Annotated in this window: 29 protein-coding genes; 13 read left to right on the top strand and 16 right to left on the bottom strand. The window is 74.5% G+C overall.

Translation table 11 applies throughout. The features are described 5' to 3' along the window. Nucleotides 1–24 precede the first annotated feature (24 nt). Nucleotides 25–1,119 (top strand): nucleotide disphospho-sugar-binding domain-containing protein, encoded by a 1,095-nt coding sequence (locus GA0070214_RS04320; protein WP_091259194.1) that lies wholly within the window; start codon nt 25–27, stop codon nt 1,117–1,119. Nucleotides 1,120–1,133: 14 nt separating this feature from the next. Here GA0070214_RS04320 and GA0070214_RS04315 read toward each other — a convergent pair whose 3' ends face one another. From GA0070214_RS04315 to GA0070214_RS04300, 4 genes are all read right to left on the bottom strand, one after another. Further along, a complete protein-coding gene (locus GA0070214_RS04315; protein WP_091259192.1) occupies nt 1,134–1,487 on the bottom strand; it encodes a cupin domain-containing protein in 354 nt (117 codons plus the stop codon). A 106-nt stretch (nt 1,488–1,593) separates the two neighbouring features. Then, complete coding sequence (locus tag GA0070214_RS04310; RefSeq protein WP_091259190.1) at nt 1,594–2,076, bottom strand: SRPBCC family protein; 483 nt, start codon at nt 2,074–2,076, stop codon at nt 1,594–1,596. Then, a complete protein-coding gene (locus GA0070214_RS04305) occupies nt 2,073–2,396 on the bottom strand; it encodes an ArsR/SmtB family transcription factor (RefSeq protein WP_208602631.1) in 324 nt (107 codons plus the stop codon). Before GA0070214_RS04305 ends, GA0070214_RS04310 begins: the two co-directional genes overlap by 4 nt. A gap of 32 nt (nt 2,397–2,428) precedes the next feature. Next, the gene (locus GA0070214_RS04300; RefSeq protein WP_091259188.1) at nt 2,429–2,941 is read right to left on the bottom strand and encodes an RrF2 family transcriptional regulator; all 513 of its coding nucleotides are present in this window, start codon (nt 2,939–2,941) and stop codon (nt 2,429–2,431) included. Nucleotides 2,942–3,066: 125 nt separating this feature from the next. On the opposite strand from GA0070214_RS04300, the gene GA0070214_RS04295 reads away from it, so the two are divergent. After that, nucleotides 3,067–3,807 carry an SDR family oxidoreductase gene (locus tag GA0070214_RS04295; protein WP_091259186.1) on the top strand — a complete coding sequence of 247 codons (741 nt, stop codon included), beginning with the start codon at nt 3,067–3,069 and terminating at the stop codon, nt 3,805–3,807. 10 nt (nt 3,808–3,817) lie between these two features. Here the strand turns inward: GA0070214_RS04295 and GA0070214_RS04290 are convergent, their stop codons facing one another. After that, nucleotides 3,818–6,067, bottom strand: coding sequence for a hypothetical protein (locus tag GA0070214_RS04290; protein WP_091259182.1), 2,250 nt, complete (start codon nt 6,065–6,067; stop codon nt 3,818–3,820). Nucleotides 6,068–6,142: 75 nt separating this feature from the next. Then, a complete protein-coding gene (locus GA0070214_RS04285; RefSeq protein ID WP_139141743.1) occupies nt 6,143–9,277 on the bottom strand; it encodes a hypothetical protein in 3,135 nt (1,044 codons plus the stop codon). A gap of 113 nt (nt 9,278–9,390) precedes the next feature. Here GA0070214_RS04285 and GA0070214_RS04280 point away from each other — a divergent pair, with 113 nt between their 5' ends. The 5 genes from GA0070214_RS04280 to GA0070214_RS04260 all read left to right on the top strand — a co-directional run bounded on the left by GA0070214_RS04280 (nt 9,391) and on the right by GA0070214_RS04260 (nt 12,009). Continuing rightward, nucleotides 9,391–9,852: an SRPBCC family protein gene (locus GA0070214_RS04280; protein ID WP_091259180.1), complete on the top strand. Its 462-nt coding sequence runs from the start codon at nt 9,391–9,393 to the stop codon at nt 9,850–9,852. Further along, a complete protein-coding gene (locus tag GA0070214_RS04275; protein ID WP_091259178.1) occupies nt 9,849–10,199 on the top strand; it encodes an ArsR/SmtB family transcription factor in 351 nt (116 codons plus the stop codon). The genes GA0070214_RS04280 and GA0070214_RS04275 overlap by 4 nt, the downstream gene beginning before the upstream one ends. Nucleotides 10,200–10,220: 21 nt before the next feature. After that, nucleotides 10,221–10,664 (top strand): SRPBCC family protein, encoded by a 444-nt coding sequence (locus GA0070214_RS04270; protein WP_091259176.1) that lies wholly within the window; start codon nt 10,221–10,223, stop codon nt 10,662–10,664. 133 nt (nt 10,665–10,797) lie between these two features. After that, on the top strand, nt 10,798–11,388 hold the full coding sequence (locus GA0070214_RS04265) for an NADPH-dependent FMN reductase (RefSeq protein WP_091259174.1): 591 nt from the start codon (nt 10,798–10,800) through the stop codon (nt 11,386–11,388). A gap of 9 nt (nt 11,389–11,397) precedes the next feature. Further along, nucleotides 11,398–12,009, top strand: coding sequence for a dihydrofolate reductase family protein (locus tag GA0070214_RS04260; RefSeq protein ID WP_091259172.1), 612 nt, complete (start codon nt 11,398–11,400; stop codon nt 12,007–12,009). A gap of 25 nt (nt 12,010–12,034) precedes the next feature. Here GA0070214_RS04260 and GA0070214_RS04255 read toward each other — a convergent pair whose 3' ends face one another. Beyond that, on the bottom strand, nt 12,035–12,496 hold the full coding sequence (locus GA0070214_RS04255) for a VOC family protein (protein ID WP_091259170.1): 462 nt from the start codon (nt 12,494–12,496) through the stop codon (nt 12,035–12,037). Between the two features lie 91 nt (nt 12,497–12,587). On the opposite strand from GA0070214_RS04255, the gene GA0070214_RS04250 reads away from it, so the two are divergent. Further along, a complete protein-coding gene (locus tag GA0070214_RS04250) occupies nt 12,588–13,586 on the top strand; it encodes a helix-turn-helix transcriptional regulator (protein WP_091259168.1) in 999 nt (332 codons plus the stop codon). A gap of 36 nt (nt 13,587–13,622) precedes the next feature. Here GA0070214_RS04250 and GA0070214_RS04245 read toward each other — a convergent pair whose 3' ends face one another. Continuing rightward, nucleotides 13,623–15,872, bottom strand: a complete 2,250-nt coding sequence (locus GA0070214_RS04245; RefSeq protein WP_091259166.1) for a hypothetical protein — start codon at nt 15,870–15,872, stop codon at nt 13,623–13,625. Nucleotides 15,873–16,011: 139 nt separating this feature from the next. On the opposite strand from GA0070214_RS04245, the gene GA0070214_RS04240 reads away from it, so the two are divergent. Continuing rightward, on the top strand, nt 16,012–16,620 hold the full coding sequence (locus GA0070214_RS04240) for a VOC family protein (protein WP_091259164.1): 609 nt from the start codon (nt 16,012–16,014) through the stop codon (nt 16,618–16,620). Nucleotides 16,621–16,630: 10 nt separating this feature from the next. Here the strand turns inward: GA0070214_RS04240 and GA0070214_RS04235 are convergent, their stop codons facing one another. Beyond that, nucleotides 16,631–18,205, bottom strand: coding sequence for an FMN-binding glutamate synthase family protein (locus GA0070214_RS04235; protein WP_091259162.1), 1,575 nt, complete (start codon nt 18,203–18,205; stop codon nt 16,631–16,633). Between the two features lie 172 nt (nt 18,206–18,377). Here GA0070214_RS04235 and GA0070214_RS31720 point away from each other — a divergent pair, with 172 nt between their 5' ends. Both GA0070214_RS31720 and GA0070214_RS04230 read left to right on the top strand, forming a co-directional pair. Continuing rightward, nucleotides 18,378–18,551, top strand: a complete 174-nt coding sequence (locus tag GA0070214_RS31720) for a hypothetical protein (protein WP_167364189.1) — start codon at nt 18,378–18,380, stop codon at nt 18,549–18,551. Beyond that, the gene (locus GA0070214_RS04230; RefSeq protein ID WP_091259160.1) at nt 18,551–19,510 is read left to right on the top strand and encodes a golvesin C-terminal-like domain-containing protein; all 960 of its coding nucleotides are present in this window, start codon (nt 18,551–18,553) and stop codon (nt 19,508–19,510) included. The genes GA0070214_RS31720 and GA0070214_RS04230 overlap by 1 nt, the downstream gene beginning before the upstream one ends. Before the next feature lie 45 nt (nt 19,511–19,555). Here GA0070214_RS04230 and GA0070214_RS04225 read toward each other — a convergent pair whose 3' ends face one another. After that, on the bottom strand, nt 19,556–20,005 hold the full coding sequence (locus GA0070214_RS04225) for a VOC family protein (RefSeq protein ID WP_091259158.1): 450 nt from the start codon (nt 20,003–20,005) through the stop codon (nt 19,556–19,558). A 102-nt stretch (nt 20,006–20,107) separates the two neighbouring features. On the opposite strand from GA0070214_RS04225, the gene GA0070214_RS32735 reads away from it, so the two are divergent. Next, nucleotides 20,108–21,001, top strand: coding sequence for a hypothetical protein (locus GA0070214_RS32735; RefSeq protein ID WP_139141742.1), 894 nt, complete (start codon nt 20,108–20,110; stop codon nt 20,999–21,001). Here GA0070214_RS32735 and GA0070214_RS31715 read toward each other — a convergent pair. The 6 genes from GA0070214_RS31715 to GA0070214_RS04190 form a co-directional block, all read right to left on the bottom strand. Continuing rightward, entirely contained in the window at nt 20,991–21,680 is a 690-nt protein-coding gene (locus GA0070214_RS31715) for a hypothetical protein (RefSeq protein ID WP_091259155.1), read from the bottom strand. The genes GA0070214_RS32735 and GA0070214_RS31715 overlap by 11 nt on opposite strands. A gap of 33 nt (nt 21,681–21,713) precedes the next feature. Next, a complete protein-coding gene (locus tag GA0070214_RS04210; RefSeq protein WP_091259152.1) occupies nt 21,714–22,553 on the bottom strand; it encodes a hypothetical protein in 840 nt (279 codons plus the stop codon). 11 nt (nt 22,554–22,564) lie between these two features. Continuing rightward, complete coding sequence (locus GA0070214_RS04205; protein ID WP_091259150.1) at nt 22,565–23,266, bottom strand: WXG100 family type VII secretion target; 702 nt, start codon at nt 23,264–23,266, stop codon at nt 22,565–22,567. After that, entirely contained in the window at nt 23,263–23,589 is a 327-nt protein-coding gene (locus GA0070214_RS04200) for a type VII secretion target (protein WP_091259148.1), read from the bottom strand. The genes GA0070214_RS04205 and GA0070214_RS04200 overlap by 4 nt, the downstream gene beginning before the upstream one ends. Then, on the bottom strand, nt 23,586–24,020 hold the full coding sequence (locus GA0070214_RS04195; protein WP_208602630.1) for a YbaB/EbfC family nucleoid-associated protein: 435 nt from the start codon (nt 24,018–24,020) through the stop codon (nt 23,586–23,588). Before GA0070214_RS04195 ends, GA0070214_RS04200 begins: the two co-directional genes overlap by 4 nt. A gap of 134 nt (nt 24,021–24,154) precedes the next feature. Next, nucleotides 24,155–25,162, bottom strand: a complete 1,008-nt coding sequence (locus GA0070214_RS04190; RefSeq protein WP_167364188.1) for a LacI family DNA-binding transcriptional regulator — start codon at nt 25,160–25,162, stop codon at nt 24,155–24,157. A gap of 146 nt (nt 25,163–25,308) precedes the next feature. On the opposite strand from GA0070214_RS04190, the gene GA0070214_RS04185 reads away from it, so the two are divergent. Continuing rightward, complete coding sequence (locus GA0070214_RS04185; protein WP_091259143.1) at nt 25,309–25,884, top strand: CGNR zinc finger domain-containing protein; 576 nt, start codon at nt 25,309–25,311, stop codon at nt 25,882–25,884. Nucleotides 25,885–25,895 lie beyond the last annotated feature (11 nt).

The following is a 25,895-nucleotide window of genomic DNA, read 5'->3' as shown; positions in this document are numbered from 1 at the left end:
CGCGTCGTCCGCTTGAATGGGGCCATGCGGGTCCTGATCGTCGCCGCGCCGTTGCAGGGGCATCTGCTGCCGCTGGTCCCGCTCGGCCTCGCCTGGCGGGACGCCGGCCACGACGTGCTGGTCGCGACTGGCGGCGACGCGCTCGCGGTCGACCTCGGTGGCCTGCCGGCGCACGACGTCGCGCCGGGGTTCGCGTTCGGTCGCATCGCGGGCCGGGTGCTGTTGCGACATCCGTTGCTGGCCCGCCGGGAGCTGGCCGGGCGTGCGGGCGCCGCCGTCGTCGGTGAGCTGTTCGGCGCCGCCAACGCCACGTTCGTGGACGCCGTGGTGGCGCTGGCCCGGCGGGAGCGCCCCGACCTGATCGTCTACGAGCCGCTGGCCGTGGCCGGGGCCGTCGCCGCGGAACGGGTCGGGATTCCCGGCGTCCTGCAGGAGAACAACCTGTTCCCCGCCGCCGATCTCGTCGCGGCCGTGGCGGCGAGCGGGCCGATGCGGCGGCACCGGATCGGCGCTCCGGCGGCCACGATCACGGTGTCGCCGCCGAGCCTGACCGGGCCGAGACCCGGGCTGCCCATGCGGGCGGTGCCGCACTCGGGCGGGGGAGAGGTGCCGGACTGGCTCCTGCGGGCCGGGGAGCGCCCCCGGGTCGTCGTGAGCCGCAGCACCGTCGCCGGTCCGGGTGGCGGCGACCCGACGGCCGCGATCGTCGCGGCCGCGCCCACGGTGGACGCCGACATCGTGCTGGTCCGTCCGCCCGGCCGGCTGCCGCGGCTGCCGGCGAACGTCCGGACGGTCGGCCGCGTGCCGCTGGACCGGGTGCTCCCGCACGCGACGGCGTGCGTGCACCACGGCGGGGCGGGCAGCGTGCTGGGTGCGCTGGCGGCCGGCGTGCCACAGCTCGTCGTGCCCGGCCCGGGCGACCGGCGGCACAACGCCGAGGTGGTCGCGCGGCGCGGCGCCGGACTCGGGGTGGCCGCCCGGGCGATCACGCCGGACGTCCTGGCCCGGCTCGTCACCGACGCGGCGCTGGCGAGGGCGGCGCGCGAGGTACGCGACGAGATGGCCGCGATGCCGCCGCCCTCCGCCGTGGTGGCCGACCTGACCGCGCTCCTCCCCTGACGGCCGACGGTCCGTCAGTCGCAGGGCGTCACCAGCGGCTGGGTCTCGTCGACCAGATACGTCGAGAGCATCATGGTGGTGACGTCGGCGGTGATGTTCCGGGCGTTGTGGACGACTCCCGGCGGGATCAGGAACGGCTCCCCGGCGTGAATCGTCAGGGTGGGCCGGTCGTCGAACTCCATGGCGATCACACCGTGGATGAGGAAGCCCACCTCCTCACCGGGGTGCCGGTGCCGGCCCGACGCGAGTCCCACCGGAATCTCGAACAACGTCTGGACGATCAGCCGGCCGGGCACGGAGGCCGGGTGCCGCTGGAGTTCGGTGCGCCGGACGGTGGGCGGCTCCGCGACGCCTGGTTCGTGCGACATGCGCGTCTCCTGTCCGGTCGGCCCACGGTTCGCCACGGCCCGGCCGGCGTGGCGGCCGGGCCGTGGCGATACCCGCCACCGGTCGAGACATGCCCGGTGGGGCAGGTCAGCTGCCCGGGGTGAAAAGGGCGGCGTAGCGGTCGAGGTAGAGCGGCCATCCCTCGTCGTGGCCGACGCCGTCGCGGACGGACTGCCAGCCCGGCCCGTGCCGGTCGAGGTGCCGGTGCTCCAACTCCACCCGGGTGCGCTGCGGAGTCTCGGCGACGAAACGCACCTCGACCTCGCTGGTGTTGTCCGGGTCGGTCTCGACCTGCCACTGCGGGCTGATGTCCCAGCTGAACACCACCCGGTCCGGCGGTTCGTAGGCGAGCACGCGCGCCCAGCGGCACTCGCTGCCGTCGACGGCCCGGTCGTAGATGTGGCCGCCGACCTTGGGCTCGAACACGGTTTCGACGATCGGCGCGCCGAGCAGGTTGTGCTCCGGCGGCTTGATGTCGCCGAACCGCTCGGTGAACACGGTGAACGCGCGTTCCAGCGGCGCCTCGACGACGATCTGCCGGCGGACCACTGCGGATGTTGCCTCGGTCATGGGGTCTCCTCGGTGGGTTGTTCGACGAGGTCCTGGTAGCCGGCCAGCGCGCGGTTCCAGAAGGTGTCCAGCTGGTCGCGCAGGGCGGCCACGCCGGCCGGGTTGAGCCGGTAGACCCGGCGGGTGCCGGCCGCGTGGTCGGTGACCAGCCCGGCCTCCTTGAGGACCTTGAGGTGCTGGGACACCGCGGGCCGGCTGATCGGCAGTTCGTCGGCGAGTTCGCCGACGGCACGGGGTCGCTCGGCCAGGCACGCGACGATGGTGCGCCGGGTGGGATCACCCAGGGCGTCCCAACCATCGCCCGTTTGGTAAGTAGCCACGAACGGTAAGCTACGGCTTACTGAGCCGCGCGTCAAGGAACGCGGTGCTGGTCCGCGGTGTCGTCCCCGTCCGGCCCGCTGAGCCAGCCGCGGATGCCGGCGAGCGCGGTGGGGCCGTAGTCTTCGTCAACGTCGTGGGCGAGGTCGGCGATGGTGACGGCCCCGAGGGCGGCGCGCCAGGCGGCGTCGGCGCTGGCCATCGCGCGGGCCACGGGGCACGGTCGGGTGCAGGTCTCCCGCGGCGTGGCCAGGGGGCCGCGCTGGCGGATCTCGGTGCACACGAAGGCGGGCTGCGCGCCGTCGACGGCGGTGACGACGTCGAGGACGGTGATCAGTTCGGGCGACCGGGTCAGCACGTACCCACCGGCCTTGCCCTGCACGGAGGTCACGAGGCCGGCGCGGGAGAGCGCCTGCAGCTGTTTGGCCAGGTAGCTGCCGGAGACGTCGTGCAGCTCCGCGAGCCGGGCCGCCGGCACGGGCTCCGTCGCCGTGGTCAGCACCACGCAGCAGTGCAACGCCCACTCGACCCCGCCGGACAGCTTCATGGCACCCCCTCGTTGACTCGGACAAAGACTATCCGACTAGAGTCCCGGACAAGAGTTATCCGAGTTCGAGCGAGGCCTCGACGAAGCCGGCGTGCCGTGCGGCGCGTCGTGGAAGGGTGAGAACCATGAAGCTCACGGTCATCGGTGGCACCGGACTGATCGGCTCCCAGGTGGTCCAGAAGCTGACCGCCGCCGGGCACGAGGCCGTCCCCGCGGCGCCGTCGACCGGCGTCGACCTGCTCACGGGCGAGGGGCTGGACCGGGCGCTGGAGGGCGCCGAGGTCGTCGTCAACGTCGCGAACTCGCCGACCTTCGACGAGGCCTCGCTCGACTTCTTCCGCACCACCATGACCAACCTGCTGGCCGCCGGGGCGCGGGCCGGCGTCCGGCACCAGGTGGTCCTCTCGATCGTCGGTGTGGACCAGGTGCCGCAGCTCGACTACTACCGGGCCAAGACCCTGCAGGAGGAGCTGCTCCGGCAGGGCCCGACGGCGTACTCCATCGTGCGGGCCACGCAGTTCTTCGAGTTCGTCAACGCGATCATGTCCTGGACCTCCGACGACTCGACCGTCCGCCTGCCCGCCACCCCCGTCCAGCCGATGGCCGCCGCGGACGTCGTCGCCGCGGTCGTCGACGTGGCCACCGGCGCCCCGCTGAACGGCATCCGCAACGTCGCCGGCCCGGACGTCTTCACCCTCGACGACCTCGGGCGGATCACCCTGGCCGCGCAGGGCGACGACCGGAACGTCGTCGTCGACGACAAGGCCGGCATGTTCGCGGTCGTCGACGGCGACGTGCTCACCGGTGGCCCGGACGCACACCTGGCACCGACGCACTACCGGGAATGGCTGAAGGCCGCCCACTGACCCGGGCGGGTCAGTCGACGGCGCCCTGGTCCGGCGGCTCGCCGAGGCGCTCGACCAGCTCATGCACCGCCGCGATGAACGGCTGGTCGGACTCGGCGGGCCGGTGCCCCTGGATCGGCGGCGGGACGCTGTCGCCCGGTGGCGCCACCACGGCGACCGGGTCCCGCAGCCGGCGGTCCACCGTCGCTGCCGGATACCCGGTCGCGTCCGGCGCGGCGGGCGGGTGGTCGGCGAAGATCCAGCCGCCGACGGGATCCGTGTCGCGCCACAGGTTGAGCCACCGCCAGCCGACCCGGGCGCCGATCTCGTGCAGCGCCTCGTCGTCGACGTAGGCGGGGAAGAGCCGGGCGTAGAGGCGGCGCAGCGGCGACCCGTAGGTGAGCAGCGCGACCCGGCCGCTGACCTCGGGCGGCAACTGGAGCACCGTCGCGGCGGCCAGGACCGAGCCGTGGCTGTGCCCGGTGAGCAGGACCGCGTTGCCGCTTTCGACCAGGTAGCCGATCCGCCGGGCCAGCTCCGGCACGGCGCGTTCGGCGTAGCAGGGCGGCGCGAACGGGTGGGCGGCACGGGGCCAGAACGTGCCGAGGTCCCACAGGATGCCGACGTGGCGCCGGAACCCGGTGGTCCGGTAGGCGAAGACCGCGCCGAGCAGCAGGCCGACGATGATCGCCGCGATCACCCAGCTGCCGAACGAGATGACGAAGGTGACCAGGTCGGCCGGCACCCCCGCGAACCGCTCGAAGACGTCACCCGGCCACAGCTCCAGCAGGCCGATGGTGGTGGTGGCCGTGCCGATCCCGGCGAGGCCGGCGTAGATGACGGCCAGCGGTATCAGGTGCTCGGTGAACCGGGCCCGGGCTATCGCCTTCTGCACCTGCCGTAGCCGGGGCCCGGCTCCCGGCGGCGGATCCGGGTGGTCGCGTGCCACGACCGCCGCGGCGGCGGCCAACCGGCGTGGCCGGGAGATCAGGATCACCAGGCCCGCGAGGACCAGGGTGATCAGCGCCGCGCGGAGGAAGCCGAAGATCGCCCAGGTGTACGCCCGCGGCGGCCAGTCGGCCACGCCCACCGCGGTCGGCGCGTCGCGGTCCAGGAAGTCCGCGACCCGGTAGACCAGCTCGGCGGAGTAGGCCACCGCCAGGCTGATGGCGGCGGCCGCGATCGCCAGCGCCCCCAGCCCGAGCAGGGGCGCGGCGCCCGTCCGCCGGTTCCGGCGCGGGAACAGCAGCACCGCCCCCAGGGCGGCCAGCAGGGTCGTCTGGATGACGAACAGCCCGGTGAGGATCGCGTCGTAGCCGGGCAGGCCGCCGGCCTCGCGCCACGACGCCGGGCCGGTCAGGACGTGGCCCGTGACCACGACGGTCAGGACCACGGCGGTCGTCCGCAGCGTGCGGGCGACCCGGTCGAGTCGCCGGTCCGCGGCGGACCGGTCGATCAGCGGGGGAGTGCAGAGCAGGACCGCGCAGGCGACCAGGACCGCCCCGGTGACGACCGCCAGCGCGATGGTGCCGGGCGAGGCGCCGGGTGCGGCCCGGGCGGCGAGCAGCGTGACGTCCAGCGTCGCGAACGCCGCCGCGACGTGGATCGAGCGCAAGCGGCCCACCAGCGGTTCCGCGTCCCACCGGCCGACGGCGCCGAGCGGGCAGCCGGAGGCTGTCGGCCCGGGGGCGCGGAACGCCTCGAACACCCGCCCCGGGCGCGTGCTGGCGCGCCAGAGCAGGCCGAGGGCGGCGGCCGGCACCAGCGCCAGCACCGCCAGCCGCAGCCCGACCGGCCGCCCGCCCAGCCAGGACAACCAGCCCCGCCCGGCCAGGCAGCGCGGCGAGGTCAGGCACTTCCACGCGATCAGGTCGAGCGCGACGCTGGCGGCGGCGAGCACGTACAGCGCGGTGAGCGTGAGCGCCAGCAACCGGCACAGGGACCGGACGGTCGCCTCGGAGCCCCGGTTCGCCGGGCGCATCCAGATCGCCACGTTGACCAGCATGAACGGCAGCAGGAACACCAGCGACACGGTCCGGGCCATGGTCCCGGCGGGCAGGTCGGCCCAGCGGTACGCCTCCAGCGTCACCCGCCCGGTCCGGCCGGTGCCCGAGGCCGGGCGGCGGGGCCGGTAGAAGCCGCCGCTGCGGTCGCCCGCGACCTGCTCGGTCCGTGGCAGGTCCAGGACCTCGCCGGCGCTCGCCCGGGAGGCCCCGTGCACCCGCAGTTCCACCACGTCCTGGGACGGCACCGGCCCGTCCCGCGCTGCTGCCTCCGACATGGGCCCCCCGAGTCGTAGCCTGGGGTTCCAGACCGGGGCGTACCCGGCCGAGGAGGGCCCCGCCGCTCGGGCGGTCTACCCCGCCCGGCCGGGTCCAACCTCGGACACCGGGACCGGTCGGCCCTCACCCGCCGGAGCGGGTCCGGCGGTCCGCCTCCCGATCGACAGCAGCAGACCGGCGGCGGTCAGGGCGACTCCGGCACCGGCGGCGTACCCCGGAAGGCCGGTGGGAATGCCCAGGTAGACCGTGATGCCGAGGATGCGGGACAGCCCCCAGGGCAGCAGCGCCAGCTGGTCGTTCCACACGGTCAGGGCGCGCTCCAGGCCGATCACCGCGACGAGGCCGGCCAGCACGCCGAGCGGAACGCCCGCGGCGGTCAGGGTCAGCCCGACGGCGCGGCGCCGTCGCATGCCGTAGCGGTCGCGGAGGACCACGGCGGTGGCCACGAACAGCCAGCCGAACGCGGCGAAGGCCACCGTGAGGTAGGCCCCGCGCAAGGTCGGCGCGGTCCAGAACGCGAACCAGTAGCGCCCGGGACCGCGCCCGGCGAGCGCCGCCAGGAGCAGCACGCTGCGCAGCAGTGCGACGCCGCCGACCACGGCCCACAGGTGGAACGGGTCCCGCCGGCCGACGGCGAGGCGGACGACGAGGGCGAACAGCGCCCACCCGCCGAGGGTGACCAGCAGGTGGGCGGGGGCGGCGAACCAGGTGAACACGAGCCGGCTCGCCACCAGGACCACGGCCGGGACCAGCCAGACGAGCAGCCGGTCCGCCCGGGACGCGGGCGCCGGCAGCGCGGCCATCCGCCACGGCCGGAGCGCGCCCAGCAGCAGCCCGCGCGCGGCGGCGCCACCGAACCCCCGCCCGCGCAGGCCGAGCAGCACCACCACCAGGATCAGGGCGAGCAGCACGCGGGCCGCCCAGGCCATGGCCGGATCCCGGTCCGCACGCTCCGCACCGAGGTCGGCCGCCGTGAAGCGGTACGCGGGCAGGTCCAGGTCGCCGCCGTAGCGCTGCCGGTGGGCGTCCCGCGCGTCCCGGTACGCCGTCGCCGCCGCCCGCCAGCCGTCGTAGGCGGCCGGGGATCCGGTGTCCAGCCACTGCGCGTGCCGCAGCACCATGGTCCGGTAGGCGGCCAGCGTCTCGAACAGGTTCACCTGGTAGTCGAGCGTGGCGGTGAACCGCTCGCGCAGCGCGGCGTCCCGCCACGTCGTCCGGTCGGTGGCGGCCACCAGGTCACGCATGCGCCGGGCCAGCGCGACGGCCTGCCCGCCCTCCTCGATCGCCGCGTCGACCCGGCCGCCGGTCACCGCGTAGATGCTGTCCAGCGCGGCGGAGTCGCCGGTCGGGATGTCCCACTCGAAGATCCACATCATCGGCGGCGGTTCCAGCCCGAGCGCCCGCACCGACCGGTCGGCGTACGGCCCGATGTAGAGGCCCCGGGTGACCGCCGCCCGGGACAGCGCCATGGCCTGCCCGATCGCGGCGACGGTGTCCGGGTCGGCGGAGAACGTGCGGTACGCCCAGTCCGCCGTGACCTGCGCCGGATCGGTGTCCGGGTCCCAGGCCAGCCGCGCGACGGCGTACGTGTTGAGGTCGTACAGCTGCCAGAAGCCGGTGCGCAGGTAGAGCGACATCGGCCCGGCGCGGAGCGGGCCGCCGTCCTGGGTCCAGTTCCACACGCCCTCGACCCTCGGGTTGGCGGCGAGGAACGCGCGCAGCGCCTCGCGGTGCAGCGGGCCGAGGTCGTTGGGCAGCGAGCCGAACGCCTCGAACTCGCGCCGGGCCTGGAACTCGACGATGCGGCGGTGCGCACCGGCCAGCAGCGTGGTGTTCAGCGGCAGGTGGCTGTAGAAGTCCCCGAGGGTGTACTTGGTGGACACGATGAGGTGCGGGTCGTCGAACCCGCCGAGCACCCGCGCGTAGGACTCCGGGTTGGTGTGCAGGTCGCCGACGGCGCCCACGCCGACCGTCCAGGTCCGGAAGACGACCTCCCGGCCGGCCCGCCCCGCGGTGTCCAGCAGCGCCCGCAGCATCGCGCGCACGGACGCCGCCGTGGTGACCGCGAGCTTCGACGAGTAGTCCCAGCCGTCGGCGGCGTACACCGCGCCGCCCTCCCCGACGCGGACCATGAGCCCGTCGACGAAGGGCAAGCTCTCGAACAGCTCGGCCAGCCCGGCCTGGTAGACGGTCCAGAGCCGGGGATCGGCCACGTCGAGCCCGCCGACGGTCCGCGTGAGGTACGCCTCCAGCGGCGGCGACACCGCCAGCATGTCGGTGAGCAGGAAGACCTTCACGCCCATCTCCTCGGCGTACCCGAAGACCGGCCCGAACGCCGCGACCATGGCCCGCGCGCGGTCGACGTGGGTGTCCCCGGGCGGGTAGACCGCGTGCCCGTCGCCGACCCTCGCGAAGGTGACGTACTCGAGGAAGCCGGGCACGACGACGGCGTTGTAGCCCTGGGCCACCGAGTGGTCGACGAACTGCCGGAACTGCGCCCCGATGCGGGCCGCCGCGCCGGCGTCGACCCATGGCGCCCGGGGCAGCAGGGCCGGCCCCACCACGTCGGTGTTCAGGTTGTAGTCGTCGCCCGCGGCGAAGGCGGCCGGGTCCGGCTCGCGGCCCACCGAGCCCGCGTCGGTGAGCCGCAGGCCGAGCCGGGGCGTGATCAGCCGTCCCGCCTCGGCGGCGGGCAGTGCCTCGGCGCCGGAGCGGATCCGGTCGGCGAGCCGGTACAGCCCGGCGGCGACGCCCGCGAGGTCGCTCCCGTCGACGGCCAGTTCGGTCCCGCGGACGCCGAGCCGGTAGGACTCCGGCGCGGCGCCCGGCGTGGCGCGCACGGCCGCCCGCAGGGTGGTCACCGCGGCGAGGTCCGGTGCGGCCCGGCTCGCCGGGGTCGTGGCGGCGGCCGGCCCGGCCGCGGTGACGACCGGGCGGCGCAGGCCGCGCGCGGCGAGCGCGTCGGCGACCGCGGCCCCGGCCTTGCGGGTGCGCGGCTCGTCGGGCACCACCACGGACGCCAGCGGCGGCGGCGGTGCGGCGGCCCGCCGCGGCGCGGCGGCGGCGTCCTCGTGCGGCACGGCCGCGGGGGCGTGGCGTATCCCGAGCGCGCCGTCCACGCCCCACGCCACGCCCGCGCCGAGCAGGACCAGGACGATCGCGGCGGCGAGCAGCGGCAGCGGCTTCCGACCCGCAGTGACGTGAATCACGCTCGCATCCTAGGGTGTCCGCGCGACGGGGACACCCCTAGTGCAACCGATGGTTGCGCCAAGGCGGTCGCCGGGGTAGCGTCATGCGCAACCAATCGTTGCAGGAGGTTGTCATGGAATTCGGGACCATCGAGCGCGAGATCTTCGTCGAGGCATCGCCCGAGATCGTCTTCGACGTGGTGAGCAGCCCCGACCACCTCCGGGAGTGGTGGCCGGACGACGCCCGCTACGACCCGACGCCCGGGTCGGTGGGCGAGATCGTCTTCGGCGACCGCGACGCCGGCGGGACCGTCGTGCCGTTCACCGTCGTCGACGCCCGGCCGCCGCGGATGTTCTCGTTCCGGTGGACGCACCCGGCCGGCGAGGCGGCGGCGGTGGGCAACTCGCTGCTGGTCACCTTCGACCTGACCCCGTCGGGCAGCGGCACCCTGCTCCGGATGACCGAGACCGGCTTCCGGGAGATGGGCTGGGAGCTGGCCGTGCTGGAGCAGCAGTACCGGGAGCACGTCAGCGGCTGGGACTTCTTCCTGCCGCGGCTGGTGGCGTACGCCCCGACGCTGCCGGTGCGCGCGTGAGCACCGGGCTGGTGGAGCAGGTCGACGACGACCTCTGGTCCGCCATCGGGGACCCGACCCGGCGCCGGATGCTCGACCTCCTGCTCGTCGACGGTGACGGCACCGCGACCACGCTCAGCCAGCGGATGCCGGTCACCCGGCAGGCGGTGGCCAAGCACCTCGGCGTGCTCGACCGGGTCGGCCTGGTCCGGGCCACGCCGGCCGGCCGCGAGAAGCGCTACCGGGTGGACGACGCGCAGCTCGCCCGGGCGGTGGCCCAACTGTCGTCGGTCGGGTCGGCGTGGGACGCCCGGCTGCGGCGGATCAAGCGGATCGCCGAGTCGATCCAGCGCACCCAGACGGACTGACCGGAGGAAGTGGGAGTCGAGATGGTGGACATTCTGCACCGGGTCGGGGTCGTGACCCCGACGCCGGACAAGGTGTACGACGCGCTGACCACGGTCGAGGGACTCGCCGGTTGGTGGACCGACGACACGAAGGGGAGTGGCGAGGTCGGCGGCGTCCTCGAGTTCCGGTTCCCGCCCGGCGGCTTCGACATGGAGGTCGTCGAGCTGCGGCCCGCCGAGCGCGTGGCCTGGCGGGTGGTCGACGGCCCCGAGGAGTGGATCGGGACCACGGTCGACTGGCACCTCCGCCAGGACGGCGACTACACGATCGTGCTGTTCGCGCACCGGGGCTGGCGGGAGCCGGTCGAGTTCATGCACCACTGCAGCACCAAATGGGGCTCGTACCTGATGAGCCTGAAGTCGCTGGTGGAGACCGGCGAGGGCGCACCGTCCCCGCGGGACGTGCAGATCAGCGACTGTCACTGACGCGGATCACGACCTCCCCGTGACCGCCCAGGCGTGACTCCTGCCGTCGGTGACGCCGTTCGAAACCATGCCAACCGGGTACACGCCGGCCGCGCCCGCTGTCGCCGGGCCGACGGACGGAAGGAACGGGGCAATGACCAGAATCGGCATCATCATCGGCAGCACGCGTCCCGGGCGGAACGGGGAGACCGTGGCCCGCTGGGTTCACGAGATCGCCTCGCGGCGCGACGACGCCCACTACGAACTCGTCGACATCAAGGACTTCAACCTCCCGCACCTCGACGAGATGGCGCCGCCGTCGCTCGGCCAGTACACCCAGCCCCACACCCTGCGGTGGGCCGAGAAGATCGCCTCGTTCGACGGCTACGTCTTCGTCACGCCGGAGTACAACCACTCCACCTCCGGCGCGCTGAAGAACGCGATCGACTTCCTCTACGCCGAGTGGAACAACAAGGCGGCCGGGTTCGTCAGCTACGGCAGCGTCGGCGGCACCCGGGCCGTGGAGCACCTGCGCCTGGTGGTCGCCGAGCTGCAGATGGCGGACGTACGGGCCCAGGTGGCGCTCTCCCTCTTCACCGACTTCGAGAACTTCAGCGTCTTCAAGCCGGGCGATCACCAGGTGGGCGCCGTGAACACGATGCTCGACCAGTTGGCCGCGTGGAGCGGTGCCCTGGCGACCCTGCGCTCGGGCACGACGATGGCCACCCCGCAGTCCGGCGCGTAGCGGCGTCCCATGGGCAAGCTGGTCGTGACGGAGTTCGTGACGCTGGACGGGGTGGCACAGGCGCCGGGGGAGCCCGACGAGGACCGCGCCGGCGGCTTCACCCACGGTGGGTGGCAGGCGCCGTTGGTGGACCACGGGACCGGCGAGGCCATGTTCGCGCAGGCCAGGAGCATGGACGCGCTGCTGCTGGGCCGCCGGACCTACGAGATCTTCGCGCGCTACTGGCCGACGGCGCCCGCGGAGATCCCCTTCACCGGCCTGCTCAACGCGGTGCCCAAGTACGTCGCGAGCCGCACGCTGACCGAGCCGCTCGGCTGGGAGAACTCGATGCTGCTCGGCGGGGACCTCGCCGAGGAGATCGCCGGTCTGACGGACCGGCACGACGCGCTCCACGTGATCGGCAGCCTGGACCTGGTGCAGTCGTTGCTGCGCCTGCGTCTCGTGGACCGGCTGCACCTGTGGCTCCACCCGCTGACGCTCGGCAGCGGCAAGCGCCTGTTCGGGGACGGCACCATGCCGGCCGCGTTCCGGCTCACCGAGTCGGTGGGCCATCCCAACGGCACCCTGCAACTGACGTACGAGGCGGCGGGACGGCCCACCTACGGCAACCTCGCCACCTAGGCGACCGTGCCGAGGGGCGCGGGCGTCAATCCAGGCAGAACTCGTTGCCCTCCGGGTCGGTCATCGTGATCCAGCCGGCGCTCAGCGGGGGTTCCGGCTCGTACCGGCGCACCCGCTTCGCGCCGAGCGCGACGAGCCGGTCGCACTCGGCCTCCAGCGCCGCCATCCGCTCCTCGCCCTGCAGTCCGGGCGCCACCCGGACGTCGAGGTGCACCCGGTTCTTGGCGGCCTTGTCCTCCGGCACCTGCTGGAAGAACAGCCGCGCGCCGTGCCCGTCCGGGTCCTCGACGGCCGACCGCGTGTTGCGCTGCTCCTCCGGCACGCCGATCCGGGCCAGGAAGTCGTCCCAGGCGGCCAGGGGGTCGGCGCCCGCGGGCAGATCGACTCCGGGCGGGCCGGGGTGGACGTAGCCGAGCACGTCGCGCCAGAAGGACGACAGCGCCCGCGGGTCGTGGGCGTCGAAGGTGACCTGGAAGTGGCGGCTCATCGCGTTGCTCCGTTTCGTCGGTGCGTCTCTCGCCTACTCTGGCACCCCTGGCGGACAGGATCGGTCCGCTATTGCGGGGAGGATGCGGGACATGGGCATGCCGACCGGCGCGGAGCGGGGCACGACCGAGCGGGTTCTCACCCTGCTCGGGCTGCTCCAGCAGCGCCAGGTCTGGACCGGCCCCGAGCTGGCCGACCGGCTCGGCGTCACGCCGCGCACCATCCGGCGTGACGTCGAGCGGCTGCGTACCCTCGGCTACCCGGTGCACGCCGGCCAGGGTGTCGGGGGCGGCTACCGGCTCGGCCCGGGGCGGGCCCTGCCGCCGCTGCTGCTCGACGACGAGGAGGCGATCGCCACCGCGGTCTCGCTGCTCGCCGGCGCCGGTGGCGCGGTCGCCGGGGCGGCCGACGCCGCGCTCCGGGCGCTGGCCAAGCTCGACCGGGTCCTGCCCACCCGCCTGCGGCACGACGTGCGCGCGCTCGCCGGCTCGGTGGAGTCCTTCGGCGGCGGCCGCCCGCCGGTCGACCCCGAGGCGCTCATGACCCTGGCCCGAGCCTGCCGGGACGAGGTCGAGGCCGGCTTCGACTACCCGTCCGGGAGCGGGGCACGACGGCGGCGGGTCGAGCCCTACCGCCTGGTCGCCTCCGACCGCCGCTGGTACCTCCTCGCCTACGACCTCGACCGCGACGACTGGCGCAGCTTCCGCGTCGACCGGATGACCGACGTGTCCGCCCGGACCTGGCGCTTCCGCCCGCGCCCGGCGCCGGACGCGGCGACCCACGTGCAGGAGGGGGTGGCGAGCCGGGTCTACCCGCACCGGGCACGCTTCCTCGTGCACGCGCCCGCCGACACGGTGCGCGTGCAGATCCCGGCGTCGGCGGCCGTGGTCCGGTCGCGCGACGGCGAGCGCTGCGAGGTCGTGAGTGGCGCCGGCAGCCTCGACTTCGTGCTCGTGCACGTGCTGCTGCTGGGCCACGACTTCGAGGTGCTCGACCCGCCGGAGCTGCGGGGGCGCTGTCGCGCGCTGGCGGAGCGACTGCTGGCGGCCGGTGCCACGACCGCGCCGGCACCCGGCCCGGCGCAGCCGTGAGCCGGCCCGCCGGCGGACGTGTCGTGGCCCGCGTGGTCAACCGGTCGGCGGGCCGGGGCCGAGGTCGCGCAGCCGGTCGGCCAGCTCGCGGACGGCCTCGTTGTGCCGCGGATCCGTCGCGCCCGGCAGGTGCCGGACGATCGGCGGCGGGACGGTGTCACTGGGCGGCGCGACCAGGCCCCTGGGGTCCCGCAGCCGCCAGTCCACCGACCCCGCGGGGCCATCGGCCGGGGGTGGCCCGCCCGGCCGGTTCGGGGAGAAGACCCAGCCCCCGATCGCGTCGGTGTCGCGCCACAGGTTGATCCACCGCCAGCCGACCCGCTCGCCGATCTCGTGCAGCACGTCGGCGTTGACGTAGGCGGGGAACCAGCGGGCGTACAGCCGGGACAGCGGGGAACCGGACGTCAGCAGCGCCACCCGCGCGCAGACCTCCGGTGGCAGTTGCAGCACCGTCGCGGCGAGCAGGATCGAGCCGTGACTGTGCCCGGCGAGCAGCACGGTCTGCCCCTGCCCGGTGAGGTAGCTGATCCGGCGGCTGAGTTCGGGCACCGCCCGCTCGGCGTAACAGGGTGGCGCGAACGGGTGCGCCGCCCGGGGCCAGAAGGTGCCCAGGTCCCACAGCACCCCGACGTAGCGGCGGAACTCGGGGGTGCGGTAGGCGAACAGGCCACCCAGGACCAGGCCCACGATCGCCGCGGCGATCACGTAGCTGCCCAGGCCGATCCCGAAGTTCACCAGGTCGGCCGGGATCGGCGCCCAGCGGTCGATCACGTCACCGGGATACCACCGCGCCAGCCCCAGGGTGCTCGTGGCCAGCCCGAGCCCGGCGAGAGCGGCGTAGGTGAGGACCAGCGGGGTCATCCGCTCGGTGAACCGGGCCCGCGCGATGACCTTCTCGACCTCACGCAGCCGCCCGGCGGCCTCGACCGGCGCGTCGGGGTGGTCGCGGGTCACGATGTCCGCGGCGGCACGCCGGCGGGCGGGCCCGGACGCCAGCGCCGTGACGACACCGGCCACCGCGGCGACCGTCACCCCCACGAAGAAAGCGAAGATCGCCCACTTGTACGCCAGCGGCGGGCTGGTGGCCAACCGCGCGGAGGTGGGCGCGCCGCGGTCCAGCAGGTCCGCCACCCGGTAGACCAGCTCGGCGGAGTACGCCACCCCGGCCCCGGCGGCGACGGCCATGATGACCGGGGTGCCGAGCGCCCGCAGGCGCGGACCGCCCGGCACCCGGGGGCGCGCCCACAGCACGGCCGCCCCGAGGACGACCAGGAGGACCGTCTGCGTGGCGAAGAGGAGGGTGACGATCTCCCCGTACCAGGGCAGCCCCGTCCCGGCGGCCCAGGGGCCGGGCTCGGCCACCACGACGACCACGACGGCGGCGGTGAGCAGGCACGCCGCGGTCCGCAGGCGGCGCAGGTTCCGATCCACGCGCGGGGCCGGCGTGGCGCGGTCCAGCAGCGGGTGGACGCAGACCAGCACCACGCACGCGGCCAGCACCGCCGCGGTCAGCACCAGCAGCGCGGTGGTCGCGACGGAGGCTCGACCCCCGGCGGAGCGCGCGGCGAGCAGGGCGGCGTCCAGCGTGGCGAAGGCCGCGGCGACGTGGATCGCCCGCAGCCGGGAGACCAGCGGCGCCGTGTCCCACTGGCTGACCGCCGTGAGCTGGTGCTGGCCGGATGTCGTGGCGGGACCGCGGAACGACGCGTAGGTCCAGCCCGGCCGGCTGCTCAGCCGCCAGACCAGCGCCACCGCCGCGACCGGGACCAGGGCGAGCACCGCCAGCCGCAGACCCGGCGGCCGTTCGCCGAGCCAGGAGAGCCAGTTCCGGCCGGTCAGGCACCGCGGCGAGCCCATGCACTTCCAGGCGATCAGGTCCAGCGTCACCCCGGCCACCGCGATCACGTACACCGCCGTGAGCGTCAGCGCGAGCAGCCGGCAGAGCGCCTTCACGGTCGCGGCGGCCAGACCGGCGCCGGACGGGTGCATCCAGATCGCCAGGTTGCCGAGCATGAACGGCAGCAGGAACACCAGGGAGAGCGTGCGGACCGCCCGGCCGGAGGGGAGATCCCGCCACCGGTACGCCTCCAGCAGCACCCCGCCCGACCCGGTCGTGTCCGGGTAGCCGGTCCGCGGCCGGTAGAAGCCGCCGCTGGAGTCACCGGCCACCTGGTACACGTTCGGCCGGTCCAGCACGTGCTCGGGGCCGGCGCCCGAGACGCCGTGCACCCGCAGCTCCACGACCTCGACCGGCCGTTCGTCCGAGCTTCCCGGCGTGTCCGACATCGATCTCCCGTGGCAGTGACCGGCGCCGGGCGCCGACGCGGCCGTGCCCGGGCGCTGCCGTCTACCCGTTCCGCGCCGGATCAAGGCCGCCGGCCAGTAACGTGGCGGGCGAGAGTCCCGGTTGGCCAGGGAGGCCGCGATGAGCGCGACGGACGCCGCGAGCGGAAACATGGACCTGAAGCTCGAGGTGATCGTCCTCCCGGTGGCGGACGTCGACCGCGCCAAGGAGTTCTACGGACGGCGCCTCGGGTGGCGGCTCGACCAGACGCCGCCCGGCATCGTCCAGCTCACGCCGCCGGGCTCCGGGTGCTCGATCCAGTTCGGTCCCACCCTGACCGTCGCCGCCCCCGGGTCGGCCAAGGCGTACCTGATCGTCGCGGACATCGAGGCGGCCCGGCGCGCGGTGATCGACGCCGGTGTCGAGGTGACCGAGATCTTCCATCCCGGCCCGGCCGGCCCGGTCAGCGGCCCGGATCCGGAGCGCCGCAGCTACCTCTCGCGCGCCTCGTTCAAGGATCCGGACGGGAACGAGTGGCTGCTCCAGGAGATCACCACCCGGCTGCCCGGGCGGATCACGAGCGGCACCACCTCGTACACCTCCGCCGCCGACCTGGCCGGCGCGCTCCGCCGCGCCGCCGAGGCGCACGGGGAGCACGAGAAGCGCACCGGCGCGACGGACCCGAACTGGCCCGACTGGTACGCGGCGTTCATGGCGAGCGAGCAGACCGGCGAGGAACCGCCGAGCTGACCGTTCCTGATCAGCCCACGGCGGTCGGGGAGGGCGGGGCACTGCCGCCCTGCGGCGCCTCGGCGGTCATCAGCCGGATGATCTCGGCCCGGTCGGTGGCGGACGGCAGCCCCCAGCCGGGGCGGTACCCGTACACCTGGTCCAGCGGCGTGGAGGCGGTGCGTCCGTCGAGGACCTCCACCGCGCCGGTGTCGATGAGCCCGGGATGCTCGACGCCGCAGGCCTCGGCGACCTTCACGAGGTCGCGCCGCAGCGTCCGGACGTAGTTCGCGGCCCGCACCGACTTGCGGGCCGGGTCGAGGCCCCGGGCCAGCCACGGGTTCTGGGTCGCGACGCCGGTGGGGCAGGTGTCGGTGTGGCACTTCTGCGCCTGGATGCAGCCGATCGCCAGCATGGCCTCCCGGCCGACGTTGACCATGTCGACGCCGAGCGCGAAGGCCACCACGGCGTTGTCCGGCAACCCGAGCTTGCCGCCGCCGACGAAGACCACCTGCTCGTGCAGGTCCCGTTCGGCGAAGATCCGGTAGACCCGCGAGAAGCCCTGCTGGAAGGGCAGCGACACCGAGTCGGTGAAGATCAGCGGCGCGGCACCCGTGCCGCCCTCGCCGCCGTCGACGGTCACGAAGTCCACGCCGCGGCCGGTGTCGCGCATGAGCGTGGTCAGCTCCTCCCAGAAGCCCAGGTCGCCGACGGCGGACTTGATGCCGACCGGCAGGCCGGTCTCGGCGGCGAGCAGCTCCACCCAGTCCAGCAGGCTGTCGCAGTCGGAGAACTCGGCGTGCCGCGACGGGCTGACGCAGTCCCGCCCCGCGGGGATGCCACGGGTGGCGGCGATCTCGGCGGACACCTTCGGGGCCGGCAGCAGCCCGCCGAGGCTCGGCTTCGCGCCCTGGCTGAGCTTGACCTCCAGCGCCCGGACCGGCGCGCCGGCCACCAGGTCCTTGAGCCGGGCGAGGTCGAACCGGCCGCGCTCGTCGCGGCAGCCGAAGTAGGCGGTGCCGATCTGGAAGACCAGGTCACCCCCGTTGCGGTGGTACGGCGACAGCCCGCCCTCACCGGTGTTCTGCAGGCAGCCGGCCAGGGCGGCGCCCCGGTTGAGCGCCTCGACGGCGTTGCCCGACAGCGAGCCGAAGCTCATGCCGGAGATGTTGACCACCGACTCCGGGCGGAAGGCGCGGGCCCGGCCCCGGGCGCCGCCGAGCACCTTCGCGCAGGGGAGGGTCACGTCGTGGGCGGCGCCGGGGGAGGACGGTGGCACGGCCCGGCCGAAGGTGCGGTGCTTGATGATCGGGTAGCCGGGGGTGTACTCGATGTCGTTGTCCGTGCCGAACCCGAAGTAGTTGTTCTCCTGCTTGGCCGACGCGTACACCCAGCGCCGCTGGTCGCGGGTGAACGGCCGCTCCTCGTTGTTGCCGGCCACGATGTACTGGCGCAGCTCAGGCCCGATCGACTCCAGCAGGTAGCGGGCGCGGCCGAGCACGGGGAAGTTGCGCAGCAGCGCGTGGTCGCGTTGCAGCAGGTCGCGCGCGGCGAGGGCCGCGACGGCGGCGACGGCGGCGGGTACGGCTCTACGGGCCCAGCTCATGCCGCCACTCTTTCCGGGATGGCCGCCGGCCAAACGGCCTGGCGGGGGAGCGCGGCCCCGGCTTGCCAATTTTCTTCAGCCGAACGATAGGCAGTGAAGGGTATCGACATAGACGCTCGTGACGGTATAGCGTCCGCGCCAACGTTCCTCGACCGGTCGCTGAAGGAGTGCCATGCCCACGCCACGAACCGTCTCCCTGCGGCGCCGAGGACTGCTCGGCATCCCCGCCCTGGTGACCGCCGCGCTGGCCGTCACCACCCGACCCGCCGCCGCGAGCGCCGCCCCGAGCGCCGCGCCCGCCGCGCCGAAGGCCGAGTGCCTGGCCGACCTGCTCGGGGAGTCCTGATGGCGACCATCCCGTGGCTCGTGGACGTGCTGCGGGGGGCCGGGGTGCAGGTCGTCGTCGAGGGCGACTGGCTCAACCGGATGCGGCCCGGTTCGTTCGACCCCATCGGGGTGCTGTGGCACCACACGGCGTCCACCTCCAGCGCCACGAACCCGCACCCGGCGCTCAACATCTGCATCAACGGCCGGCCCGACCTGGCCGGCCCGCTCTGCCAGGCGCTCGTCGACTACCACGGTGTGTTCCACGTGATCTCGGCCGGACGGTGCAACCACGCCGGCACCAGCGGCGGCAGCGGACCGATCCCGGCCGGTGACGGCAACACCATGCTGATCGGCTGGGAGATCGACTACAACGGGGTCAACCAGGAGATGACGGCGGCCCAGTACGACGCCTCGGTGGCCGCCACGGCGGCCGTCCTCACCCGGCTGGGCCGGGACGCCAGCTACGCCCGCGGGCACCGGGAGACCAGCACCACCGGCAAGATCGACCCGTCCTTCATCGACCTGAACGTGATGCGCGCCGACGTCGCCGCGCGGATCGGCACGGCGGGCTGGTCCTCGATCGTGGACAACGCCACCGCCGGGCGCTTCACCGCCAGCACCAGCTGGGGTGTCTCGTCCTACTCCGGGCAGCGCTACGGCGCCGACTACCGCTACGCGGACCCGGTGGCGGCCAGCGACCCGGCCTGGTACCGGTTCGACGTCCCGGCCGCCGGAAACTACCGCGTGGACGCCTGGTGGCCGGCCAACGCCGGCTACAACGGCGCCACGCCGTACATCGTGGCCACCACGACCGGCAACCGGACCGTGTACGTCGACCAGCGGGCGACCGGCGGCCAGTGGCGTACCCTCGGCACCTTCGCCCTGCCGGCGGGGGACGCCAACCGGGTGGCGGTGAGCCGGTGGAGCACGGCGGGCGGCCTCGTCATCGCCGACGCCGTGCGGCTCACCCGGGTCTGACCCGTCGAGTGCGCAACCCTCGGCCGGGGCTGCCGGGCCGGGGGTTCAGCGCGGCACGGGCCGGCCCATCTCGGCCAGGATGCCGGTGCCCTGGCCCAGCTCGATCAGGTACCCGTCGGGGTCGCGCAGGTAGCACCGGATCTCCACGCCGTGGTCCTTCGGCTCGGTCAGGAACTCGCCGCCGCGGGAACGCCACAGCTCGTAGACGGCCCGCACGTCGGTGACCCGGATGTTGAGCGCCCCGCTCAGCGTGTCCGGGTCGGCCGGCGCTCGCGCCGTCACGGTCGGCTTGTCGTCGGTCGGGCCGCCCTCGTCGTTGAGCACGAGGTAGCTGTTGTGCAGGCGGAGCACGGCGGGCCGCCGGTCGCGCACCACCGTGGCGCCCAGCACGTCACGGTAGAAGTCCCGCGAGCGGTCCACGTCCCGCACGATCAGCAGGTGGGTGACGACCAGGCCGTGCTCGGGCTGGAAGTAGTCGGGTGCCTCATCCGTCACGACGTCCCTCCCTCGGCCCGCCGGTTACCCGGGAGCCGGCGGGCCACACCCCGCCGGCTCCGGGGTTCACCGCCGTTCGCGGGCCGATGGTATGAATGCAGCGTGGCGTCGTCGCAGAACGTAGACCTCATGGGCAACGTCCGCGCTCTGGTCGAGGACGCGCTGCCGGCCCGCCTGCCGGGAGCCCGCGTCGCGGCGGACCGCGACGAGATCGTCGTCGCCGTCCCCGGTGGCCGGGCCCGGGTGTCCCTCGTGCCGCTCCTGCGCGCCTGCCGGGACCAGCCCCGGCAGGCGTGGCCCGAGCTGGTGGCCGACTGGGTCGTGGCGATCCGCAGGGAGCTGCCGGACAGCGTCTCCGCCGACCTCGGGCCGGCCGATCTCGCGCAGCTCCGGCTCCGCCTCACCCCGGCGACCGCGGCCACGGACGCCGACGACTACCTGGCCGTGCCGTACGGCGGGCAGTTCACCGCGACGGTGGTGGTGAACCGGCCCGACCGGTTGGACCTGCTGACCCTCGCCCAGGCCGCCCGCCTCGGTCGCGAGCCCGCGGAGCTGGTGCGCATCGCCGTGCGGCAGACCGTGGAGCACGAACTGACCACTCTCGACGTGCGCGACCACGAGCTCCCCGGCGGTGGTTCGGTGCGCCTGCTCGCCGCCGACGGGAACCCGTTCGTGACGACGGCCCTCATGTCGGTCGGGCGGTTCCTGCCCGAGGGCGCCGAGCACGGCGCGCTGGTGGCGGCTCCGCAGTACAGCGCGGTGCTGCTGCACCGGGTGGACCACCGGGTGCAGGACGCCGCGGTGGCCCTGCACCGGCTGGCCGCGTCGATGGTCAAGGCCGCCACCGACCCCTGTTCCGAGCAGGTCTTCTGGTGGCACGAGGGCGAGTTCCACCCGGTCCGGGTCGTGCCGGGGGAGGCCGGCGGGGCCGTGCAGGTGCGGCTGCCCGAGGCGCTGGCGCCGGTCGTGGCCCGGCTCGACCGGCCTACGGGGTGAGCGCCCGGTCGAGCTTCCGGGCGGCCAGCGCCTGATCCCGTTGCCCGGTCAGGAAGCGGAGGGCGGCGTCCCGCTCACCGTCCTGCCAGGCCCGCACGAGCCCCTCGTAGAACGCGGCCTGCTCGCTCAGTTGCCGGGCGCCCGTGCCGGAGGTCTCGGCGGCCCGGTCGCGGCACAGCTCGGCGAGCGCGGTCGCCGGCTCGACGGGGGACGCCGTGCCGTTGACCACCCGCCAACCGGGCAGTTGGTGCCAGTGCGTGCGGCGCCGCCGCGGATCCTGGGCGTAGTCCCGCTCGGCCACGTCGGCGAGCCGCTCGGCCGGCCAGCCGTCGATCTTCTCCAGGCCGGCGTCCCGCACGAACCGCCGCGCCCGGTCCAGCGCCTCGTCGGCGGACAGGTCGACCGTCGGCGGGCCGGACCGGACCTCGTCCATGCGGACGCCGTACGTCATGATCCAGCTGGTGAAGGGCGCCACGAGCGGCTGCACCCCGGCGGCGACCCAGCCCACCGGCCGGGTGGGCGACCCGGACCATCCGATCCACGCCAGCGCCCAGCCCAGCGGCTCGCGGGCCAGCACCGTGTCCAGGCCATCGCCCCGCAGCGACCACTCGCCGGGCAGGTCGGGGCGCAGGTCGGTGAGGATCTGCCGCCACCGCCGGGCCGTGTCACCAGAGGACATACGCACCTTTCACGGATCGGTGGCCGGGCCGGGTCATTCTACGCTCAGCGGGCGCTGCGTCGGCCGTAGCTCCTCCGGGGGCTCGGGCAGGCCCAGCACCCGCTGCACCTTGTTGGCCCAGCTCGGCTCGATGCCGGTCTTCAGGCCGGTCTTCAGGTCGTAGGCGTGCGCGACCTCCCAGTCCAGCTCGTCGGTCGCCGCGTCCTTGTACTGCCGCTCCAGGATGACGTCCGGCCGGAAGTCCTGGTCCTTCACCTTCGGCGTCTCCACGCCCTGGGCGTCGTAGCCGACCTCGGTGCGCAGCCGGAAGCCCGTCTCCGGGTCCAGCATGGAGGTCGACTCGCTGTCGATCGCGTTGGCCAGCCCACGATGTGCCTCGGTGCCCATCGCCGTACGCTCCACGATGAGGTCGGCCACGTCCTCGGGATAGCCCTTCTCGATGAGCTTCTCCCGCTGCCGCTGGTAGCCCTCCTGCTGGAGGATCGAGTCCCGGTTCTGGTCGACGTGATCCCACGAGTCGTCGACCATCTCCTGGAGCTGATCGGCGATCTGCTTGCGCGCCTTGGCGATCTCCTCCAGGCTCTTCGGGTCGTGCTTGTCCAGCTCCGGGTCGTTCTGGGGGCGCTGCGCGTCGGCGTCGCCCTCGGTGGGCTTGCCGTCGGTGGACCTCGGCCCGCCGGGCCGGCCGCTCTCCGCCGCCTCGGTGACGGCCCGGTGGGTCTCGGCGACGGTGGTCGGCCGGCTGTGCTGCCCGCCGCCCCGCTGCCGGGGCACACCGCCGTCGCCGACCTCCCCGCCGTCACCGGCATGCCCGCCGTCGCCGACGTTCCCGCCGTCGCCGGTGCTGCCGTGCGGTCCCTTGGGCTTCGCCACGATCCCCCCGGTCAGCCGTTGACGAGCTTGGACAGGTTGGTGAGGCTGGTGACGAGCGCCGTGGTGTAGCTCAGGATGCGGCCCGCCCACTTCAGCACGGCGGCGGTGATCTGGGCGGCGATCACCGGGATGGTCACCACGAAGATCGCCTCGACCGCCCAGACGATGACCCGCGCGACGAGGTCCGCGATGAGGTCCCGCACGATGTCGCGGGTGAACGAGACGAGGTTCCCGGCGGCCTGCGTGGCGGCCGCCATCGCGGCGGACGCGCCGCCCAGACCGGCGATGGCGTCCACGTTGTTCTTCATGAGCGACTGGTACGCCTCGGCGGCGTGCCCCCGCCAGTCGGGCAGGTCGCCGGCCAGGTGGGCCTGGAGGTCGGCCGCCATCCGCTGGAGGTGGCCGGCCATGTTGTCCCAGGTCGCCGCGTGCGAGGCGACCACGTCGGGCATGCCGGTGAGCCAGTCGAGCATCTCCCGCAGCGGCTCGAAGTATTCCATCGCCCAGCCGATGCCGTTGGCCAGCAACGCGCTGAACGGGTCCAGCACCGTGGCGGCGACATCCAGCCCGAAGGCCGCCCCGGCGAGCAGGTCGTCGACCCAGCCCTCGCTGCGGATCGCGTCGACCAGGCCCTCGACGCCGTCGGCCAGCGACGAGCCCGTCCACACCTCCCGGGTGGACCGGACCTCCGCGACCAGCGACTCGTCGGTCATGCCCGCAACCGCCGGCTGATCGCGTCCAGCGAACTCGCCGCCTCGCCGTCGACACCGTCATAGCCGTCGGCGGTGCGCCGCAGGCCGTCGGCCACCAGCTTGAGGTTCTCGTCGACGTACGCGACCAGCTCGTCCTGGCGGGTGTGCCGGTCCTCCAGGATCGCCGAGATCCATCCGCACAGCAGCCCGTACGCCTGGTCGTCCCGCGCGATGTGCGCACTCGCGCCGCGCACCGCCTCGAACCGGGCGCGCAGCCCCTCGACGTACGCGGCGTGTGCCCGGATCTGCTCGGTGTCGGCCGCCCAGCCGGCCGGGCCGCTCATCGCTGCCAGCCGGAGGAGCCGGGTCCGCCCCAGCCGGGCTCCGGGTCGGGGCGCAACTGCCGGCCCACCCGCTCGGCGATGGCCCGCGCCGCCGCGGACTCGGTGCCGACGGTCTCCGCGATGATCTCCTGCGACCGCTCGGCCAGCTGCTCCTTCGCCCGCCGGATCGCGTTCATGACCGCCTGCGCCACCACCTCGGGGGAGACCCGCTGGATCTGGCGGCTCAGGCGCAGGTCCAGCAGGGCGCCGGCGGAGTCGACCGTCACCTCGGCCAGCCCGTGGTCCTCCTCGACCGTGACCCGCAGCTCCTGGAGGCGGTCACTCATCACCTTCGTGTCCGCGGCGAGCTTGTCGATGCGGCCCTTCCAGGCCCGCATCCGGTCCATGGCGCCGTCCGGATCCAGCACGCCGCCGTCCAGAGCCCCGCTCACCATGCGCCTCCCCCGAGTAGGCCCGGAGCCCGGGAGGACCGCTGATGGGCGGCACCTCGCAGGGCGGCGTCGATTGTAGAACACACCGTCACGTCCGGGGAGCACGCCGAAACCACTGTGGACCGGCCGGGCCGTCAGCCGGCCGGGCGGGTGCTCTCCCGCGGCAGGATCGCGTGCGGCGCGGTGATCCGGGTGGGCGGTGCGTCCGGGCGATCCAGCCGTGCCGTGACCAGGGTGACCGCCTCCCGGGCGAGGAGCGCGGGGTCGGCGGAGACGGAGGTGAGCGTGGGTCGCGAGTAGCCGCCCTCGGCGCTGTCGCCGAACCCGATCACCGCCACATCCCCGGGCACCCGCAGCCCGGCGTCGGCGGCGGCCCGCAGTGCACCGACGGCGAGCCGGTCGGAGTGGCAGACGACGCCGTCCGGGCGGTCCTCGCGCGCGAAGAGCCAGCGGGCGGCCCGGTAGCCGTCCTCGTGCCGGTCCTCGGCGATGGGCCGCACGTAGCCGGTGGGTGGATCGAGTCCGGCCCGCCGGAGCGCCCGCCGGTAGCCGAGGATGCGGGGCTGCGCCGGCGCGGAGGCCAGGCCCGGCCGGGCGCCGATGGCGGCGATCCGCCGTCGTCCCGTGCGCACCAGGTGCTCGACGGCGTCCGCCGCGGCACGGGTGCCGTCGACGCAGACCTGGTCGCAGCGTGGATCCCCACTCTCGCCGAGCAGGACGAGCGGGGTGCCGGTGCGGAGGTGCGCGTCGACCAGCCCCGGCGGCACCGGGTCCGCGCCGAGCAGGACGGCGTCGACGCCCGGCGGGGCGCCGGACCGCGATGGCGCGGGACGCCCGGTGCCGGCGCCGAGATGCTCGACGACGACCCGGAAGCCCTGGCTCGTCGCCGCGCGGACGACCTCCCGCACCAACCCGTGCAGGCCGGGCGCCTCGACGTCGGGAACGACCAGCGCGAGCAGGCCGGTGCGGCCGGTGCGCAGGGTCCGGGCCGCGAGGTTGGGCCGGTAGCCGAGCGCCCCGAGGGCCTCCCGGACGCGGCGGCGCATCTCGTCGCTGACGTGCGGATGGTCGTTGACGACGTTCGAGACCGTCTTCACCGACACGCCGGCGTGCCGCGCCACGTCCCTGAGCGTGGTGGTCACGATCCGTCCTCTCGCCGCGGCGCACGCCGGCCGGGACCGCCCTTTCACACCGGCCATCCGCTTTCGCTGGTGTACACACCGGACGATCCCAGAGACGGCTACACCGGTCAAGGCCTTACGCTGGTGTGGACGGGAGGAGGACGCCGGTGAGTGACGAGCGACCGGTACCGGCCGCCGTGGGCCTGGTGCGCGACTTCGTCAACACCTTCGAGCCGCAGGTCGACGAGGAGTCGCTGGCCACGCCGGACGCGCTGCGCGACTGGTTCACCGAGCGCGGGGTGCTGCCCGCCGGTGCGCGGCTGGGCCCGGCGGACCTCGCGGCGGCCCGCACGGTCCGCGAGGGCCTGCGGGCGGTGCTGCTCGGCCACGCCGGCCACCCCGCCGACCCCGACGCGCTACGGCGCCTCGACGACGCCCTGGCCGCGGTGCCCGTGCGGCTGACCCTCGCGGACGGCGGACCGCGCCTCGTCGCCGCCGGGACCCGTCCGCTCGACGTGGCGCTGGCCGCCCTGGTCGACGCGATCCGCCGGTGCGCGCAGGACCAGGTGTGGACCCGGCTCAAGGTGTGCGACCGGGACACCTGCCGGTGGGCCTACTACGACGCCTCCCGCAACCAGGCGCGCCGCTGGTGCTCCATGGCCGGCTGCGGCAACTACGTCAAGATGCGCCGCGCCTACGCCGTCCGCCGGTCCCGGACGCCGGGCGCCGGCCGGGACCGCTGACCCGGCAGCCG

Origin of the sequence: Micromonospora chaiyaphumensis, from assembly GCF_900091435.1 — a bacterium.
Taxonomy (GTDB): domain Bacteria; phylum Actinomycetota; class Actinomycetes; order Mycobacteriales; family Micromonosporaceae; genus Micromonospora; species Micromonospora chaiyaphumensis.
The sequence above is the reverse complement of the archived record's forward strand: the minus strand, read 5'-3'. Positions and strand labels throughout refer to the sequence as shown.

Excerpts from the sequence above, each read along its gene's own strand:
- GA0070214_RS04300 (WP_091259188.1), bottom strand. The coding sequence starts at position 2,941 with ATGAAGCTGTCCGGCGGGGTCGAGTGGGCGTTGCACTGCTGCGTGGTG.
- GA0070214_RS04205 (WP_091259150.1), bottom strand. The coding sequence starts at position 23,266 with ATGACCGACGAGTCGCTGGTCGCGGAGGTCCGGTCCACCCGGGAGGTG.
- GA0070214_RS04320 (WP_091259194.1), top strand. The coding sequence starts at position 25 with ATGCGGGTCCTGATCGTCGCCGCGCCGTTGCAGGGGCATCTGCTGCCG.
- GA0070214_RS04260 (WP_091259172.1), top strand. The coding sequence starts at position 11,398 with ATGGGCAAGCTGGTCGTGACGGAGTTCGTGACGCTGGACGGGGTGGCA.
- GA0070214_RS04200 (WP_091259148.1), bottom strand. The coding sequence starts at position 23,589 with ATGAGCGGCCCGGCCGGCTGGGCGGCCGACACCGAGCAGATCCGGGCA.
- GA0070214_RS04315 (WP_091259192.1), bottom strand. The coding sequence starts at position 1,487 with ATGTCGCACGAACCAGGCGTCGCGGAGCCGCCCACCGTCCGGCGCACC.
- GA0070214_RS04235 (WP_091259162.1), bottom strand. The coding sequence starts at position 18,205 with ATGAGCTGGGCCCGTAGAGCCGTACCCGCCGCCGTCGCCGCCGTCGCG.
- GA0070214_RS04240 (WP_091259164.1), top strand. The coding sequence starts at position 16,012 with ATGAGCGCGACGGACGCCGCGAGCGGAAACATGGACCTGAAGCTCGAG.
- GA0070214_RS04280 (WP_091259180.1), top strand. The coding sequence starts at position 9,391 with ATGGAATTCGGGACCATCGAGCGCGAGATCTTCGTCGAGGCATCGCCC.
- GA0070214_RS31715 (WP_091259155.1), bottom strand. The coding sequence starts at position 21,680 with ATGTCCTCTGGTGACACGGCCCGGCGGTGGCGGCAGATCCTCACCGAC.
- GA0070214_RS04255 (WP_091259170.1), bottom strand. The coding sequence starts at position 12,496 with ATGAGCCGCCACTTCCAGGTCACCTTCGACGCCCACGACCCGCGGGCG.
- GA0070214_RS31720 (WP_167364189.1), top strand. The coding sequence starts at position 18,378 with ATGCCCACGCCACGAACCGTCTCCCTGCGGCGCCGAGGACTGCTCGGC.
- GA0070214_RS04245 (WP_091259166.1), bottom strand. The coding sequence starts at position 15,872 with ATGTCGGACACGCCGGGAAGCTCGGACGAACGGCCGGTCGAGGTCGTG.
- GA0070214_RS04250 (WP_091259168.1), top strand. The coding sequence starts at position 12,588 with ATGGGCATGCCGACCGGCGCGGAGCGGGGCACGACCGAGCGGGTTCTC.
- GA0070214_RS04265 (WP_091259174.1), top strand. The coding sequence starts at position 10,798 with ATGACCAGAATCGGCATCATCATCGGCAGCACGCGTCCCGGGCGGAAC.
- GA0070214_RS04290 (WP_091259182.1), bottom strand. The coding sequence starts at position 6,067 with ATGTCGGAGGCAGCAGCGCGGGACGGGCCGGTGCCGTCCCAGGACGTG.
- GA0070214_RS04295 (WP_091259186.1), top strand. The coding sequence starts at position 3,067 with ATGAAGCTCACGGTCATCGGTGGCACCGGACTGATCGGCTCCCAGGTG.
- GA0070214_RS04230 (WP_091259160.1), top strand. The coding sequence starts at position 18,551 with ATGGCGACCATCCCGTGGCTCGTGGACGTGCTGCGGGGGGCCGGGGTG.
- GA0070214_RS04310 (WP_091259190.1), bottom strand. The coding sequence starts at position 2,076 with ATGACCGAGGCAACATCCGCAGTGGTCCGCCGGCAGATCGTCGTCGAG.
- GA0070214_RS04270 (WP_091259176.1), top strand. The coding sequence starts at position 10,221 with ATGGTGGACATTCTGCACCGGGTCGGGGTCGTGACCCCGACGCCGGAC.